Annotated in this window: 15 protein-coding genes and 1 pseudogene; 4 read left to right on the top strand and 12 right to left on the bottom strand. The window is 72.7% G+C overall.

Annotated features, from left to right (window positions below):
* The first annotated feature begins 72 nt into the window (after nucleotides 1-72).
* The 4 genes from E6W39_RS20285 to E6W39_RS20270 all read left to right on the top strand — a co-directional run bounded on the left by E6W39_RS20285 (nucleotide 73) and on the right by E6W39_RS20270 (nucleotide 3704).
* Complete coding sequence (locus tag E6W39_RS20285) at nucleotides 73-1014, top strand: ABC transporter ATP-binding protein (protein ID WP_141634727.1); 942 nt, start codon at nucleotides 73-75, stop codon at nucleotides 1012-1014.
* A complete protein-coding gene (locus E6W39_RS20280; RefSeq protein WP_228718242.1) occupies nucleotides 1004-1966 on the top strand; it encodes an ABC transporter permease in 963 nt (320 codons plus the stop codon). Before E6W39_RS20285 ends, E6W39_RS20280 begins: the two co-directional genes overlap by 11 nt.
* Nucleotides 1967-1975: 9 nt before the next feature.
* Nucleotides 1976-2893 (top strand): ABC transporter ATP-binding protein, encoded by a 918-nt coding sequence (locus E6W39_RS20275; RefSeq protein ID WP_141634726.1) that lies wholly within the window; start codon nucleotides 1976-1978, stop codon nucleotides 2891-2893.
* Nucleotides 2894-2987: 94 nt separating this feature from the next.
* Entirely contained in the window at nucleotides 2988-3704 is a 717-nt protein-coding gene (locus E6W39_RS20270; RefSeq protein WP_141634725.1) for an ABC transporter permease, read from the top strand.
* A 137-nt stretch (nucleotides 3705-3841) separates the two neighbouring features.
* Here the strand turns inward: E6W39_RS20270 and E6W39_RS20265 are convergent, their stop codons facing one another.
* From E6W39_RS20265 to E6W39_RS20215, 12 genes and pseudogenes are all read right to left on the bottom strand, one after another.
* Entirely contained in the window at nucleotides 3842-5083 is a 1242-nt protein-coding gene (locus E6W39_RS20265) for a CynX/NimT family MFS transporter (protein ID WP_141634724.1), read from the bottom strand.
* Nucleotides 5084-5160: 77 nt separating this feature from the next.
* A complete protein-coding gene (locus E6W39_RS20260; RefSeq protein WP_228718241.1) occupies nucleotides 5161-5895 on the bottom strand; it encodes a FadR/GntR family transcriptional regulator in 735 nt (244 codons plus the stop codon).
* 175 nt (nucleotides 5896-6070) lie between these two features.
* The gene (locus tag E6W39_RS20255) at nucleotides 6071-7708 is read right to left on the bottom strand and encodes an LCP family protein (protein WP_228718240.1); all 1638 of its coding nucleotides are present in this window, start codon (nucleotides 7706-7708) and stop codon (nucleotides 6071-6073) included.
* Nucleotides 7701-8237, bottom strand: a complete 537-nt coding sequence (locus E6W39_RS20250; RefSeq protein WP_141634723.1) for a DUF6542 domain-containing protein — start codon at nucleotides 8235-8237, stop codon at nucleotides 7701-7703. Before E6W39_RS20250 ends, E6W39_RS20255 begins: the two co-directional genes overlap by 8 nt.
* A gap of 312 nt (nucleotides 8238-8549) precedes the next feature.
* Nucleotides 8550-9359, bottom strand: coding sequence for an HAD family hydrolase (locus E6W39_RS20245; protein WP_181799364.1), 810 nt, complete (start codon nucleotides 9357-9359; stop codon nucleotides 8550-8552).
* Nucleotides 9356-10630, bottom strand: a complete 1275-nt coding sequence (gene serS / locus E6W39_RS20240) for a serine--tRNA ligase (protein WP_141634722.1) — start codon at nucleotides 10628-10630, stop codon at nucleotides 9356-9358. Before serS ends, E6W39_RS20245 begins: the two co-directional genes overlap by 4 nt.
* 403 nt (nucleotides 10631-11033) lie before the next feature.
* Complete coding sequence (gene pheA, locus E6W39_RS20235; protein WP_141634721.1) at nucleotides 11034-11969, bottom strand: prephenate dehydratase; 936 nt, start codon at nucleotides 11967-11969, stop codon at nucleotides 11034-11036.
* A 130-nt stretch (nucleotides 11970-12099) separates the two neighbouring features.
* Nucleotides 12100-13310 (bottom strand): annotated as a pseudogene (gene efeB, locus E6W39_RS20230) (iron uptake transporter deferrochelatase/peroxidase subunit).
* Between the two features lie 11 nt (nucleotides 13311-13321).
* Entirely contained in the window at nucleotides 13322-13660 is a 339-nt protein-coding gene (locus E6W39_RS41780) for a FixH family protein (protein WP_228718239.1), read from the bottom strand.
* Complete coding sequence (locus E6W39_RS20225) at nucleotides 13558-15294, bottom strand: copper resistance CopC/CopD family protein (protein ID WP_228718238.1); 1737 nt, start codon at nucleotides 15292-15294, stop codon at nucleotides 13558-13560. The genes E6W39_RS41780 and E6W39_RS20225 overlap by 103 nt, the downstream gene beginning before the upstream one ends.
* Nucleotides 15295-15301: 7 nt before the next feature.
* Nucleotides 15302-15784 (bottom strand): copper chaperone PCu(A)C, encoded by a 483-nt coding sequence (locus E6W39_RS20220; RefSeq protein ID WP_141634720.1) that lies wholly within the window; start codon nucleotides 15782-15784, stop codon nucleotides 15302-15304.
* Nucleotides 15784-16455 carry an SCO family protein gene (locus tag E6W39_RS20215; protein WP_141634719.1) on the bottom strand — a complete coding sequence of 224 codons (672 nt, stop codon included), beginning with the start codon at nucleotides 16453-16455 and terminating at the stop codon, nucleotides 15784-15786. The genes E6W39_RS20220 and E6W39_RS20215 overlap by 1 nt, the downstream gene beginning before the upstream one ends.
* Between the last annotated feature and the right edge of the window lie 36 nt (nucleotides 16456-16491).

Raw genomic sequence — 16491 nt, 5'->3', positions numbered from 1 at the left:
TCCCGTAGGACGATGGCAGCGCAGTTCTGTGGTCGAATCCCAATGGGCCATAGTGAGCGCTAACTTGGAGGTGTGTCCACGCCTGTCATCGCAACGGACGCCCTCACCAAGCGGTTCCCCGCCGTCACCGCGCTCGATCAGCTCACCGTTGAGGTGGGCCCGGGCGTGGTGGGGCTGGTCGGAGCCAATGGCGCGGGGAAGTCCACCCTGATCAAGATCCTGCTCGGCCTCGCCCCGGCCACCTCGGGCAGCGGCCGGGTGCTCGGCCTGGACGTCGCCACCCAGGGGTCGGCGATCCGCGAGCGCGTCGGCTACATGCCCGAGCACGACTGCCTGCCACCGGACGTGTCCGCCACCGAGTTCGTGGTGCACATGGCCCGGATGTCCGGGTTGCCGGCCTCGGCGGCCCGCGAGCGGACGGCCGACGTGCTGCGCCATGTCGGCCTGTACGAGGAGCGCTACCGCCCGATCGGCGGCTACTCCACCGGCATGCGGCAGCGCGTGAAGCTCGCCCAGGCGCTGGTCCACGACCCGCAGTTGGTGCTGCTGGACGAGCCGACCAACGGCCTCGACCCGGCCGGCCGGGACGAGATGCTGGACCTGATCCGGCGCGTGTACCGGGAGTTCGGCATCTCGGTGCTGGTCACCACCCACCTGCTGGGGGAGTTGGAGCGCACCTGCGACCACCTGGTGGTGATCGACGGCGGCCGGCTGCTCCGCTCCTCGGCCACCGCCCGGTTCACCGAGGCCACGCAGCTGCTGGCGGTCGAGGTGACCGAACCGGACGACGGCTCGTCGGAGCCGGAAGTCGCCGTGCGGGAACGGCTGGTGGCGGCCGGGCTGACCGTCGGCACGGACGGCGGGCATGTCCTGCTGGTCGAGCTCGCCGGGGAGCAGACGTATGACCTGATCCGCGACATCGTGGCCGAACTGGGCCTGGGACTGGTCCGGTTGGAACAGCGGCGCCACCATGTCGCCGAGCTCTTCGCCCGGGAGGCCGTCGATGACCACTGAGCCGGTGAACCCCGCGTCCACTGAGCCGGTGAACCCCGCGAGCACCGAGCCGGTGAACCCTGCGGCGAGTGCCCGCCCGGCCGCCCGCGATGGCGTGATCCATGACATCGGCTACCGCGGCTACCAGGGCCGCCGCCTCGGCCGCGGCTACGCCACCCGTGCGCTCTTCGTGCAGGGCCTGCGGGCCGCCTTCGGGCTCGGCCGGTCGGCGAAGTCCAAGGTGCTGCCGATGCTGATGCTGGCCGCGATGGTGCTGCCGGCGACCATGGTGGTGGGCATCGCCATCGCCACCAAGGCCACCCACCTGGCCACCGACTACCCGCGGTACCTCAGCGGGGTCGGCCTGATCTTCGCGGAGATCTTCACCGCGGCCCAGGCGCCGGTGCTGCTCTCCCGGGACCTGCGGTTCGCCACCGTGCCGCTGTACTTCTCCCGTCCGATCACCCGCGCCGACTACGTGCGGGCCCGCAGCGGCGCGATGGTGTGCGCGCTGCTGATCGTCACCGTGCTACCACTGCTGCTGCTCTACGTCGGCGCCCTGCTGGCCGGCATGGATCCGGTGCCGAACACCGAGCACTTCGGCTTCGGGCTGCTGGCAGCGCTGCTCTACTCGCTGGTGTTCTCGGCGATCGGCCTGGTGATCGCGGCCGCCACGCCCCGCCGCGGCTTCGGGGTGGCCGCCATCATGGGCGTGCTGGCGGTCTCGGCGATCGTGGCGGAGATCGTCTCCGGGTTGAACGGCGGGCTGCACGCGGACCCCACGGACTCGGCCAAGTGGGCCTTCCTGCTGTCGCCGGCCTCCCTGGTGAGCCGGCTGGTCAACCAGCTCTGCGGGCTGGGCGGCGATGGCGGCACGCCGGGCGGCCTGGGCGCGGTGGTCTTCGCGATCGAGCTGCTGGTCATCGTGGTCGGCGCCCAGCTGCTGCTGATGCGCCGCTACCGGAAGATCTGAGGGAACGTCATGGCTGTCATCGCGCTGGAGAAGGTCTCCCGCTGGTTCGGCAACGTGGTCGCCGTCAACGACGTCTCGATGGCGATCGGCCCCGGGGTGACCGGCCTGCTCGGCCCGAACGGGGCCGGCAAGTCGACGCTGATCCACCTGATGAGCGGCTTCCTCGGCCCGTCGGCCGGGACCGTGACGCTGGACGGCGCGCCGATCTGGCGCAACCAGCAGGTCTACCGGCAGATCGGGCTGGTGCCGGAACGCGAGTCGATGTACGACCACCTGACCGGCTGGGAGTTCGTCCTGGCCAACGCCGAACTGCACGGCCTGCCCGACCCGGGCGCGGCGGCCCGCCGGGCGCTGGCGCTGGTGGAGATGGAGCACGCCCAGGGCCGCCGCACCGGCACCTACTCCAAGGGCATGAAGCAGCGGGTCAAGATGGCGTCCGCGCTGGTGCACGACCCGGCGGTGCTGCTGCTCGACGAGCCGTTCAACGGCATGGACCCGCGCCAGCGGCTGCAGTTGATGGAGCTGCTGCGCGGCTTCGGCGCCGAGGGCCGCACGGTGCTCTTCTCCTCGCACATCCTGGAGGAGGTGGAGCAACTGGCCCGGCACATCGAGGTGGTGGTGGCCGGACGGCACGCGGCCTCCGGGGACTTCCGGCGGATCCGCCGGCTGATGACCGACCGGCCGCACCGCTATCTGGTGCGGTCCAGCGACGACCGCCGGCTGGCCGCCGCGCTGATCGCCGACGGCTCCACGGCCGGCATCGAACTCGACGCCGGGGAGCGGGCGCTGCGCATCCAGGCGATCGACTTCCAGGGCTTCACCACTCTGCTGCCCAGGGTCGCCCGGGAGGCCGGGATCACGCTCTACACCGTCTCACCCGCGGACGAGTCGCTGGAGAGCGTCTTCTCCTACCTCGTCTCCGCCTGACCCGCCTGGTCCCCGCTACCTCGTATCCGCCTGACCCACCTGGTCCCCGCCTGCCGGCGGACCAGCGCACCTCCGCCGAAGAAGGGCTGAACCCGTGAACCTGACCGTGGTCCGGCTGACCGTCCGTGGTCTGCTCGGCCGGCGCCGGGGCATCGTGCTGCTGGTCGTCCCGGCGCTGCTGCTGGTGCTCGCGGCGCTCGCCTCCGCCCACACCGCCGACCGGCCCGATCTGACCCGCACCGTGCTCGGCACGCTGGCCCTGGGCACCCTGGTCCCGATCCTCAGCCTGGTGGTCGGCACCGGGGTGATCGCGACCGAGATCGACGACGGCTCGATCGTCTACCTGCTGGCCAAGCCGCTGCCCCGCTGGCAGATCGTCACCAGCAAGCTCGCGGTCGCCTGGGTGACCAGCTGGCTGTGCGGCGCGCTGCCGATCCTGCTGGCCGGGCTGGTCATGGTCGGGGGCCAGGACGGCGTGGCGCTCGGCTACTTCACCGGCGCCCTGGTGGCCTCGGCCGCCTACAGTGCGCTCTTCCTGCTGCTCGGCGTGGTCACCCGCAACGCCGTGGTGGTGGGCCTGGCCTATGCACTGGTCTGGGAGAGCGTGATCGGCAATTTCGTGGCCGGGGCCAGGACGCTGAGCATCCAGCAGTGGGGCCTCGCGCTGGGCAAGGCGGTCGCCCAGCCGGGGGCGATCAGCGCCGATGTCGCCCTGGCCGCCGCCGTCCCGCTGCTGCTGGTGGTCATCGTGGCGGGCACGGCGCTGGCGGTGGTCCGGCTGGCGGGGCTGACCCTGGCGAGCGAGGACTGAGGTCCCGCGCCGGCGGTAGCCCCGCGAGGGGGGATCAGAGGGTGCGAGGACTGAGGTCCGGCTCCAGCGGCAGCCCCGCGGGGGCAGAGGGTGCGAGGACTGAGGTCCCGCGCCGGCGGTAGCCCCGCGAGGGGGGATCAGAGGGTGCGGTCGCGTCCCGCACCCCAGCCGGCCACCCCGACCACGCCGGCCAGCACCAGCAGCACCACCAGCACGGCCGTCCAGCCGCCGGTCAACTGGTGCAGCGCGCCGGCGCCGACCGGGCCGATCGCCGCGATCAGATAGCCGATCGCCTGCGACATCCCGCCCAGCTGGGCCGCCCCGGCGGCGGAGCCGGTGCGCAGCACGATGAAGGCCAGGCCGAGCCCGAACGAGCCGCCCTGGGCGACGCCCAGCACCGCCGCGGCGACCCAGGCGCCGGAGACCGGCGCGACCAGCAGCAGCGCGATGCCCGCGGCGTTGAGCGCGGCCATCACCAGTGCCAGCGCCCGCTGCCGGGTCATCCGGCCGGCCAGCAGCGGCACCAGGAAGGCGCCGGTCACCTGCACCAGGTTGGAGAAGGCGAACACCAGGCCGGACTCGTTCCGGCCCATCCCGTGGTCGGCCAGGATCGTCGGCATCCAGGCGACCAGGACGTAGACCATCAGCGAGGAGATGCCCATGAAGAGGCTGATCTGCCAGGCCAGCGGCAGCCGCCACAGGCCCGCGATCGGCTTGGCAGGCACGGCCTGGGCCTGGGCCGGGGTGGCGGCCGGCGCGAGCTGACGCGCCCGCAGCACCTGGGGCAGCCAGGCGGCCGCCGCGATCAGGGCCAGCACCGACCAGACGCTCAGCGAGGCCCGCCAGCCGCCGCCGAGCGCGTGCTCCAGCGGCACCGAGCTGCCGGCCGCCAGGGTGGCGCCGACCAGCATGGCGGTCGAGTAGGCACCGGTCATCGCCGCCGCCTTGTGCGAGAACTCCCGCTTGATCAGGCCGGGCATCGACACGTTCAGCACCGCGATGGCCACCCCGATCACCACGCAGCCCGCGTAGAGCGCCGTCACCGACGGCAGCACCCGCAGCAGCACCCCGGCGCCCAGCGTCAGCACGGCGCCGAGCACCACCCGCTCGGTGCCGAACCGCCGGGTCAGCCGCGGGGTGAGCGGTGCGCCGACGCCCTGGAAGAGCACCGGCACGGTGGTGATCAGGCCGCTGACCGTGGTCGACAGGCCGAAGGTGCGCTGGATCTCGCCCACCATGGGGGAGACCGCCGCCAGGCAGGACCGCATGTTCAGCGAGACCAGCATGATGCCGATCAGCAGCAGAGCGGGGTGGGCGAGCTTGGTTCGGACCGGAACGACCGAGGTGCTCAGCGGTTGCTGAGTCCGGGTGACGGACATGGTGGTGCGGCTCTCTTACGGAATGTGCTGTGGGAAAAGGGGGGTGGGCCAGGGTGGCAACGTGCGCTCGGCCGGCCTTACTTGCGCGCGGCGAACTCCGCGAGCAGCTGCTCGACGGCCGCGGTGGGTTCGGCCAGCAGCGCGCGACAGGCGGCCTCGGCACGGTCGGGGTCGCCGCTGGCGATCGCGTCGACCAGCGCCTCATGGGTGGCGACGACCACCTCGGGCATCTCGTGGTCCCCGAAGGCGGTGCGCATGGCCTCGCGCACCGAGGCGCCGAAGTAGCGGTAGACCTCGGCCAGCGCGGGGTTGTGGGCCGCGTCGACGATGGCGGTGTGGAACTCCAGGTCGTGCTCGACGGTGGCCTCGCGCCCGATCCGCTCGGGGTGGGCGGCGATCACCTCGGACTCGCGCGCCAGCGCGGCCCGCATCCGCTCCAGGTCCTCAGGGGTGTGCCGCAGGGCCGCCAGCCGGGCCGCCTCGGTCTCCAGCGCGGCCCGCACCTCCAGCACGTCGCGCACACCGGAGCGCTGCACGCCGCGCAGCACGGCGGCCGGGTCGCTGGTGCTGCGCACGAAGGTGCCCTCACCCTGCCGGGTGACCAGCATGCCCGCGTGCACCAGCACCCGGATCGCCTCGCGCACCGTGTTGCGGCCGACCTGCAGCTGCTCGGCGAGCTCGTGCTCGGTGGGGATGCGTTCACCGACGGCCCAGGCGCCGGCGGCCAGCCGCTCGCGCAGCTGCTCGATCGCGGCGTCCACCAGCGATCGGCGGCCGGCGGCCTGCAGGTTGCCCGCACCTGTGCCGGTCACCCTCGCCACCTCCGCTCCACGCTCGAACCGCCGCTTGCCCGGTCATCCTACAACTGCTTGCCCGGTCATCCTACAACCGACCCGGCGAGTCACCATCGGGTGCCAGAGAGGCGCCAGAGAGGCGCCAGAAAAGGGGGGCGGGTCCAACGGACCCGCCCCCTCCGCCTGCTCGGCGTCAGTCGACGCAGGGGATGCCCTGCGCCATGTCCACGGACGGGCCGACCTGCTGCACGCTGTTCGGGTCGGCCGGCGCCGCGGGGCTGTTCCTGGACGAGGGGGCCTGCCCGCCGCTGCCGCCACCGGGCGCGGTGTACTCGCTGCCCAGCACCACCTGGATGTGCCCGGACCGCACCGAGCTGCTCGGCTCGGCGGTCACGTTGTAGCGGGCGGCGACCTGGTCGGCGGAGTCCTTCTCGCCGGCGCCGTAGAGCACCGTGGTCCTGCTCTGCTTCGGCATCGTCGGGATCCGGCCCTCGGTGAGGCCCATGCCGACCAGCGCCTTCATCTCGGCGGCGGCCGCGCCGTTCACGGTGGAGGTGTTGGACACGTCCACCGTGCCGGTCAGCTTGGCGCTGGGCGCGGCCGGAGCCTGCGACGGCGGGGCGGAGCTCGGCGCCGCCGAGGAGCCGCCGTCCACCGAGTTGCCGGCCGGGGCGTCATGGCCGGTCAGCTGCTGCACGATCTTCTTGATCTGCGCCGGGTCGACCTTGTTGACGGACTCCTTGGTGCCGTGGCTGTCCACGATGACGTCCTGGAAGCCGGCGATCGGCAGCGTGATGGCCGTGACGTGGCCGCCTGCCAGGTTGGGCGCCTGCTGGGCGAAGTCCAGGATGTTCCAGCTGTTGTCCAGCACCACGTCCTGCTTGACCACGTCGAACAGGCTCTGCATCTTGCCCAGGTCGCCCACCACGCCCTCGTCCTTCAGCTTCTTGATCACCGAGGAGATGAAGGCCTGCTGGCGGTGGGTGCGGGCGAAGTCACCGAAGTCGGCGGGGTCGTTGGGGTTGACCAGGTTGTGCCGCTGGCGGACGAAGGAGAGCGCCTGGGAGGCGTTCAGGGTGTTGATGCCCTGGTGGAAGTCGGCGCCGGAGCCCTGGCCCTCGATGGCCGGGTCCTTGGTGGCGCGCTTCAGGCAGACCTGGATCGGGCCGACCGCCTGGGCGATGTCGTAGAAGCCCTTGAGGTTGACCTCGGCGAAGTGGTCGATCGGGATGCCGAGGAACTGCTGCACGGTGGCCAGGGTGGCCTTGCGGCCGGCGTCCCGGCCCTGCTTCTCCAAGTCCGGCTTCGAAAGCCCCTTGGCGGCCGAGGAGTTGTTGAAGGTGTCCTTGGCCAGCCCGTAGGCCTCCTTGATCTTGTGCATGCCGCTGACGCCGACCGTCTGGACGTAGTCGTCGCGCGGGATCGAGATCGCGGTCGCCTGGCCGCCGTTGGCCGGGATGTGCAGCACCATCAGCGTGTTGGTGTTGTAGCCGCCGATGTCGCTGCTGGAACCCGCGTGCAGCTCGTCCTGCACGAACTGGCCCGGCAGGTCGTTGCCGTTCATGTCCTTGCGGCTGTCCAGGCCGATCAGCAGCACGTTGACCGAGTTGTCCAGGTGCTTGGGCGCGTTCTTCTTGACGTCGTCCAGCGCGTTGGAGGTGGTCAGGCCGTCGGTCAGCGAGGTGTAGGCGTACCAGCTGAAGCCGCAGGTGCCGAGCACGGCGAGCGAGGTCGCGCAGGCGATCGTGCGCCCGGCCAGCACCAGCGGGTTGGGGCGCTGCCTGGGCGCTGGCTTGCGCCGCGCGGTGCGCGGGCCGGGCTGCTCAGCCACGTCGGCTCCTTCGGTCTCGGACGACGCGGACCATGATCACAAGCAGTGCCGCGCCCATTGCGTACAGCATGACGGGGAACCCGTGGATGGCCCATTTGGCGGCACCGGCGGCCGCCGCCTTCCCGTCCTGGTACTTGTCGGAGTGGGCGAGGTACTCGGTGCCGGCGGTGACCGCCAGGACTATCGGGGGCGGCGCGGGCAGCACCCACCACCAGCCGGCCCGGCTGCACACCCAGGCGGCCCCGGCGAACCCGACCACGCTGCAGAACAGCAGGCCCCAGCCGCCGATGCCCAGGCCGAGCAGCTCGTCGATCAGCCCGCCGGCCACCGGCGTGCCGACCGCAAGCAGCACCGCGGTGCCGCTGAACGGCCGGGCCTGCGCCTTGACCGGTCGGCGCCCCTCGGCGCGCTGCCGCGGGCGTCCGCCCTCCGACCGGGCGCCAGCCCCCTCGGCGGCCGCCCGCTGGGCAGGCGCGTAGCCGCGAGCGGTCGCGTCACCCGCAGGTGTCCGTACCCGTTGTCCTGCCATGCTTCCTGCCTCTGTGCTTCCTGCCTCGGTGAATGGGGCCGGCGTCGCCGGACGTCGCCACGGTCGACTGCCGACGGTGCGCGGGCCGCACCGTGCGCCCTGTGCCGACCAGTCGGATTTCGCCGAGCGGAGGCAGGGCACGTCGCCCTACCGCTATGACGTTCGGGCACGGCCGGGGGTTGCAACAGTTGCGCAGCTTAGCAAGTGTCACCTGATTGTCATACGGGCCGACGAGGGCTCGGAAGGCGGAAGAGACACGGCCGCCTCCGCACCCGGTTCGGGGCGGAGGCGGAGGTGGGAAGGGCCGCCGGCTCAGCGGGCGTACAGCCGCTCCAGGACCAGCGCCACGCCGTCGTCCGCGTTGCTCGCCGTGACCTCGTCGGCGACGGCCAGCAGCTCCGGGTGGGCGTTGGCCATGGCGACGCCGCGGCCGGCCCAGCGGAACATCGGCAGGTCGTTGGGCATGTCACCGAAGGCGATGGTGTCGGCGGCGCGCAGGCCCAGCCGCCGGGCGGCGAGCGACAGGCCGGTGGCCTTGGACAGGCCCAGCGGCAGCAGCTCGACTATCCGCGGCCCGGCCACCGTGACGGTGACCAGCGAACCGATCACCCGCTGGGCGACCTCGGCGAGTTGATCGTCCGTCAGTTCGGCGTGCTGGATGTAGAGCTTGGAGATCGGGGCGGTCAGCAGCTCGGCGGTCCCGCCGACCCGCTGCACCGGCAGCTCCGGGTTGTGCAGGCTGTAGTCCTGCTGGGCGAGCACGGCGCCGTCCAGGCCGTCCTGGCCGGCCGCCACCGACAGCCGGCCCACCTCGGTGGCCAGCTTCTCCAGCGCCAGCGCGCCGAGTCGGCGGTCCAGCGTCATGGAGGTGAGCAGCCGGTGCGCGCCCGCGTCATAGACCTGCGCGCCCTGGCTGCAGACGGCCAGGCCGGTGTAGCCGATCTGGTCGAAGACCGGCCGGGCCCAGGCCGCGGACCGGCCGGTGACGATGATGTGCACCGCCCCGGCCGCCGTGGCGGTGGCCACGGCGGCCCGGGTGCGGGCGGAGACGGTCTCCTCGGGGGAGAGCAGGGTGCCGTCCAGATCGGTGGCGATCAGGCGGTACGGCAACTCCGAGGTCACTTGACCGGGTCCAGCGTGGTCCGGCCGCCGAGGTAGGGACGCAGCGCCTCGGGCAGCACCACGCTGCCGTCGGCCTGCTGGTGGTTCTCCAGGATCGCCACGATGGTGCGGGGGATCGCGACCAGGGTGCCGTTGAGGGTGGCCAGCGGGCGGACCTTGCCCTCCTCGCGCATCCGGATGGCGAGCCGGCGGGCCTGGTACTCGGTGGTGTTGGAGGTCGAGGTGACCTCGCGGTACTTGCCCTGGGTCGGGATCCAGGCCTCGATGTCGAACTTGCGCACGGCCGAGGAGCCGAGGTCGCCGGAGGCGACGTCGATCACCCGGTAGGGCAGCTCCAGCGCGTTCAGGAAGTCCTTCTCCCACTGCAGCAGGCGGCGGTGCTCGGCCTCGGCCTCCTCGGGGGAGGTGAAGACGAACATCTCGACCTTCTCGAACTGGTGCACCCGGATGATGCCGCGGGTGTCCTTGCCGTAGGTGCCGGCCTCCCGGCGGAAGCAGGACGAGTAACCGGCGTACCGCAGCGGCAGCTTGTCGGCGTCGATGATCTCGTCCATGTGGTACGCGGCGAGCGGCACCTCGCTGGTGCCGACCAGGTACCGGTCGTCCTCGGCGAGGTGGTAGACGTTCTCGGCCGCCTGGCCGAGGAAGCCGGTGCCGTCCATGGCCGCCGGGCGGACCAGGGCCGGGGTGATCATCGGGATGAAGCCGGACGCGGTGGCCTGGGCGATCGCCATGTTGACCAGGGCGAGCTCCAGCAGCGCGCCGACACCGGTCAGGTAGTAGGACCGGGCGCCGGCCACCTTGGCACCGCGCTCGGTGTCGATCGCCCCGAGGATCTGGCCCAGCTCGACGTGGTCGCGGGGCTCGAAGCCCTCGGCCGCGAAGTTGCGCGGGGTGCCGATCTCCTCCAGCGTGACGAAGTCCTCCTCGCCACCGACCGGGGCGGCCGGGTCGATGAGGTTGGCCAGCGAGCGGAGCAGCCGGTCGGCCTCCTCCTTGGCCTCGGACTGCTCGGCGTCGGCGGCCTTGACCTCGGCGGCCAGGTCCTTGGTGCGCTGCAGCAGGGCGGCCTTCTCCTCGCCCTTGGCCTGGGCGACCTGCTTGCCGAGGCCCTTCTGCTCATTGCGCAGTTCGTCGAACCGACTGCCCGAGGACCGGCGGCGCTCGTCGGCTGCGAGGAGAGCGTCGACCAGGTCGACGTCCTCGCCACGGGCGCGCTGCGAGGCGCGCACTCGGTCAGGGTCCTCACGAAGCAGGCGAAGGTCAATCACGGGCCCAGCCTACCGGTGCAACTGCCGCCTGTGGATAACCTGTGGATAACTGGCCCGCCAAGATCTCTGGGGGCAAGTTGTCCACAGGCTGCCCCCGAGCCCTGTGGATGACGGGGTTCTCGGGAAACGGTCAGCACCTTTTTGGCTCTTTCGGGTTTGAAACCTGAATCGCCCCGCACGGCCGAGGGAAATTCACTACCTGGACAGGTGAATTAATGGCAGAAGGGTGACTCTGGCGTTATTAGTCCGATCTGCAGCGCTTCCCGATGATCCGACCGCACCCAGGAGTGGCTATGCCGTTTTGTCGACTCATCCCCAGGCTGTGGATAACCGGGGGCCCGGACGGGCCTGTGGAAGCTGTGGACAGCTGTGGATGAACGGGGCCGACGACCGGGGTCGGGCCTCAGCCCTCGCCGCGCCCGTCGAGGCAGCGGGCCAGCCAGTCGGCGGCCCGGTCGAAGTCCTCGTCCGAGGTGCCGGGCTGCCGGGGCGTGGACCCCCGCTCGTCGGCCCGCGGATAGGAGCCCAGGAACCGGATCTGCGGGCAGATCCGCCGCAGCCCCATCAGGGTCTCGCCCACCCGGCGCTCGGTCAGGTGCCCCTCGCAGTCGATCGAGAAGCAGTAGTTGCCGAGCCCGTGCCCGGTCGGCCGGGATTCGATCCGCATCAGGTTGACCCCGCGCACCGCGAATTCCTGCAGCAGTTCCAGCAGCGCACCCGGGTGGTTGTCGCCGAGCCACACCACCATCGAGGTCTTGTCCGCCCCGGTCGGCGACGCGACCCTGCCGGGCCGCCCGACCAGCACGAACCGGGTGGTCGCGTTCTGCGCGTCGGCGATGTCCTTGACCAGCGGTTCCAGGCCGTAGAGCGGCGCGGCGAACTCCCCGGCGAAGGCGCCGTCCGACTGCCCCTCCTGGACCAGCCGGGCGCCGTCCGCGTTGGAGGCGGCGGCCTCCCAGACCGCGTCCGGCAGGTTGGCGCCGAGCCAGCGGCGCACCTGCGGCTGGGCCACCGGATGGCTGGTGACCCGCTTGACGTCGGCCAGCTCGGTGCCCGGCCGGACCAGCAGGGCGAAGCTGATCGGCAGCAGCACCTCGCGGTAGATCATCAGCGGCGCGCCGGTGGCCAGTTCGTCGGCGGTCGCGGTGACCGCCCCCTCCACCGAGTTCTCGATCGGCACGAAGGCGCCCGCCGCCTCGCCGGCGCGCACCGCGTCCAGCGCCGCCTGCACCGAGGCCAGCGGCACCAGCTCGCGGGTGGCGGCCTCGGGCAGGGTGTGCAGGGCGGCCTCGGTAAAGGTGCCGACGGGCCCGAGGTAGGTGTAGCGGGTGGCCGACATGTCCGCGCCTCCGTGCGTCTCCCTATGGGGGCACCCCCGGCCGAAGGCTGGGGGAGGTACCAGGCCTGCCACCTTAGTCACTTCCGTTCCACCGCGTGGACCGTTCCGCACAGTGGTCACACTCCCGGGATCACGCCTCCAGCAGGGCCTGCCCCAGGTAGCCGCTGCCGTCCCCGACCCCGGGCAGCACCGCGTACAGCCCGCTCGCCTCGTGCCGCAGGAAGGTGGTCAGCACATCCCCCGGGAGAGCGAGCGCTGCACGGGCAGGAAGCCGTGCGCCGGGTCGGCCTGGAACGCCAGGAACAGCAGCCCGGCGTCCGGGGAGCCGTCCGGCCGCGTCCCGTCGGCGTAGGAGAAGCCGCGGCGCAGCATCGCCGCCCCGCCGTTGGCCGAGGGCGCGGCGATCCGGATGTGGGCGTCGGCCGGGACCGCCAGGCCGCCGTCCGGGTTCTGCTTCGCCAGGTCCACCGGGGTGGTCTCGGTGCCGCCGGAGAGCGGCGCGCCGTCGGCCTTGCGGCGCCCGACGATCCGCTCCTGGCGGTCCGCCGGGAGGTTCTCCCAGTCGTCCAGCAGCATCCGGATCCGGCGGAACACCAGGTAGCTGCCGCCGGCCAGCCAGTCCGGGCCGGTCGCGAACACCTTGGCGGCGAAGTCGGCATCGGTGGGCTTGGGGTTGTTGGTGCCGTCGACCTGGCCCATCAGGTTGCGGGCGGTGCGCGGCTGGGCGGTGGCGCCCGGGGTGCGGGAGAAGCCGGCCGCCTGCCAGCGCACCGCGGCGGTGCCGGCCGCCTGCTGCTGCAGCAGCCGCAGCGCGTGGAAGGCGACCAGTGCGTCGTCCGCGCCGATCTGCAGGAACAGGTCGCCGTCGCTGCGGGAGCGGTCGATCGCGTCCTGCGGGAAGGCGGGCAGCGGGGCCAGCTGCGGTGGGCGGTGCGCGGTGAGTCCGACCTTGTCGAAGAGCGAGGCGCCCACCGCCACCGTGACGGTCAGCGAGCAGGGCCCGGCGTCCAGCGCGATCTGGTTCTCGTGCGGGCCGCCGGGTTCGCCGAGCACCAGGTCGCGCACCGTCGCGGTCCACTGCTTGAGCAGCGCCTGCAGGGCCTTCCGGTCGGCGCCGGGTGCCAGGTCGAAGGCGGCCAACTGCACCCTGGCCTGCTGCGGTTGGGTGATGCCCGCCTGGTGCGGGCCGTGGAAGTCCACCCGGGCGGCGCCCAGCGCGACGGGGTGCGGCTGCTGCGGCACCGCGACCGCGCGGCCCAGCGCACCGGCGGTGGCGCCGACGGCCAGCCCGGCGCCCGCGCCGCCGATCAGGGCCCGGCGGGAGAAGCCGGCGTACTTCATCTGCGGTGCTCCTAACCGATCGTGAGCTGCTTGGTCTCGGTGTCCTGGTCGATGTCCGAGGAGCGCACCACCACGGCGGCCACCCAGTCGCCGGCCAGCGGGAGTTGGGCGGTGCCGCTCCAGGCGCCGGTGCCGCTCTTGGTGAGCTTGACCGGCAGCGGGCCGAGGTCGCGGTCCGGCAGGGTGAACGAGAGCTGGGTCTCGGGCACGTCCACCGGCTTGCCGTCGGCGGCCGCCACCACCAGGGTCAGCTGGTTGCCGCCGGTGGTCGCCGGGTTGACGGTGAGGGTCGCGGTGCCCTTGGCGCCGGGCTCCTTGCCGCCGGTGTCATAGGGCAGTTTGAGCTGCACGGTGCGGGCCTGGCCCGGCGCCGGGCGGTGGCGGCGGCCGGTGCGGCGGCGGTGGCGGCGACGCGGCCGGGCGGGGAGTTGGTCAGCATGGTGGTCACCACCAGCACGGCCGCCGCGACCGCCGCCTCGATCAGCACCGAGCGCCGCAGCCCGGCCTGCACCGGGGAGCCGTCCTGCGCCCTGCGGACCTTGGCGGCGGTCAACACCGCCTGCTGGCGGGCCAGTTGGGTGCGGCGCTCGGGGTCCAGAGCAACGTCGGGGTCGGCCTCGGGCTCGGCCTGCGAAGCAGCGTCCCCGGTCGCCGCCACCGCCGGGGCCTCGCGCAGCCGGCCGGTCCAGCGGCGGGAGAACCAGGCGGTGCCCAGCATCAGCAGCACCAGGCCGACCTTGACCAGCAGCAGCTGCCCGTACCTGGTCGAGGTCAGCGCGCCCCACGAGCCGACGCCCCGCCAGGCCTGGTAGACGCCGGTGGCCGCCAGCACCGCGACCGAGCCCATCGCCAGTTTGGAGAACCGCTCGGCCGCCGCCGCCCCCGCGCCGTGCCGCAGCCCGACCAGCAGCGCCACCAGCCCGCCCAGCCAGCAGGCCATCGCGATCAGGTGCAGCAGGTCGAACGGCAGCGCCAGCCACACCTGGATGCCGACCGCCGCATGGTCGGCCGCCGCCCAGGTGGCCGCCAGCGCCAGCGCCAGCAGCAGCCCGCCGATCCCGAGCGCCAACCGCGCCTCGCGCTGCGGGCGCAGCGCCGCCCGCTGCTCCAGCGCGCGCAGCTCGGCCTCCTCCTCGTCGACGGCCTCGTCCGGCTCGCCGTCGAGCAGCGCCTCGTCCGCGGGGTCTTCCTCGCCCTCGATCGGCGTGCTCCCCAACTGCCCCACCAGCAGCGAGAGGAACACCCCGCCGGCCGCGAGCAGCAGCAGCCGGGCCGCCAGCGCCGTGCCGAGCCGCTCGTTCAGCGTGCCGCGCACCAGCGACAGGTCCAGCACCTGGCTCAGGCCGGTGCCCCGCTCGTACGGGCCGCGCAGCAGCAGCACCGCCACGGTGGCGGCCAGCAGCGCGACCCAGCCGGACATCAGCAGCCGCTGCATCGGCCGGCTGGCCGCCCCGCGCGGCCAGCAGATCAGCACGAAGGCCGCCGCCCCGACCAGCAGCGCGAACGCGCCGTAGGCGACGCCCCGCCCGATCGCGTAGAGCGCGGCCACCGTGCCGTCGGCGTTCTCGCCCTGCACCGCCGCCGGGTTGACGCTGGTGTCGGAGGGCGCGCCGATGGAGAAGGTGAACGCCCCGCCGACCGGGTGGGTGTCCTCCGAGATCGCCCGCCAGGCCACCGTGTAGGTGCCGTCGGCCAGCCCGGCGCGCAGCCCGACGCCGGCGGTGTCGCCCTTGCCGTCCGCGTGCCCGGGGTTGCCGCTGTCGACCTGCTTGCCGGACGGGTCGAGCACCCGCAGCGAGTCGCCGGAGAGCGTCACCCCCTCGCTGAAGGTCAGGGTGACGGCGGCCGGCTCGGTGGCGACCACCGAGTTCTGCGCGGGGTCGGTCTTCAGCAGCGCGGCGTGCGCGGCCGCGGGGCCGGCGGTGCCGAGCAGCAGGACCAGCAGGGTGCCCGCGGTGGTGAGCCAGGCGAGGACTTTGCGCATGGGTGGGTCAGCTCCCGGGACGGTAGGTGAGCGGTTTGACCGGTACCTGGACGGTGATGGTGCCGCCCTTCGCGAAGGTGAGGTCGACTTCCAGCTGGTCGCCGACGGCGGGCGGCTTCTGCCACCCCATGATCATCAGGTGGGTGCCGCCGCGGGCCAGCTCCAGGCTGCCGTGGGCCGGCACCGGCAGGCTGTCCACCTCCTGCATGGTGCTGTCGGTGGACCGGTGCATGGTTATCGAGCCGGCGCCGGGGCTGCTCACCCGGACCAGGGTGTCGGCGGCCGATCCGGTGTTGCGGACCGTCAGGTAGCCGGCCGCCATGCCGTCGCCGCCGGCCGGCAACGGGATGTACGAGTCGGCGACGCTGATCTTCACACCGGCCGGGGTGGCGGCCGAGCTGCCGCCGTTGGCCACGGCGATCGCACCAGCGGTGAGGACGGCGGCCAGCCCGGCGCCGGTCAGTGCCAGCCGGTTGAACCTGGCGGCCATCAGGCGGCCACCCCCTTGGCCAGCAGCGGCAGGTCGTGGGCGAAGGTCGCGGTGTCGGTGTTGCTCAGGTAGAGCACGTGCGCCTTGTCGTCGGACGGCAGGAAGGCCAGCACCTGGGCGCCGTGCGAGGAGGTGACGCTGCCGTCCTTGTTGACCACCGGGTCCTCGACCAGGATGCCCAGCGACTTGGCGGCCGCCTTCACCTTGTCCAGGTCGCCGGTCATGCCGATGAAGTCCTTGTCGAACGAGTCCAGCCAGGTGCGCAGCACCTTGGGGTTGTCGCGCTGCGGGTCGGTGGAGACGAAGACCACGTCGATCTTCTTCTGCTGGTCGGCGGGCAGCTTCTGCATCGCCACGCCGATGTCGCCCATGGTGGTCGGGCAGACGTCGGGGCAGCTGGTGTAGCCGAAGAAGAGCAGCGTGGTGCGGCCGGCGGTGCGCTGGCGCAGGTCGAACGGCTGGCCGCCGGTGTCGCTCAGGGTCAGGTCCGGCTTGTCGAAGTGCTTGCTCAGCACGGTGCCCTGGTACGGCGAGTTGTTCGCCTGCTGGGAGACGACGGCCGGCCCGGCGGCGGCGTGGGAGCCGGAGCCGCAGGCGGTCAGCGAGAGGGCGGCGGCGAGGGCCAGGGCGGCGGCGCCGGCGAGGCGGCCGCGGGTGGTCGGCAGATGCATGGCGGTGGGTCCGATTCTCAGCTCGGGAGCTACGGG

Source organism: Kitasatospora acidiphila, from assembly GCF_006636205.1.
Classification (GTDB): Bacteria; Actinomycetota; Actinomycetes; order Streptomycetales; family Streptomycetaceae; genus Kitasatospora; species Kitasatospora acidiphila.
This window is presented reverse-complemented; position numbering and strand designations above follow the sequence as displayed.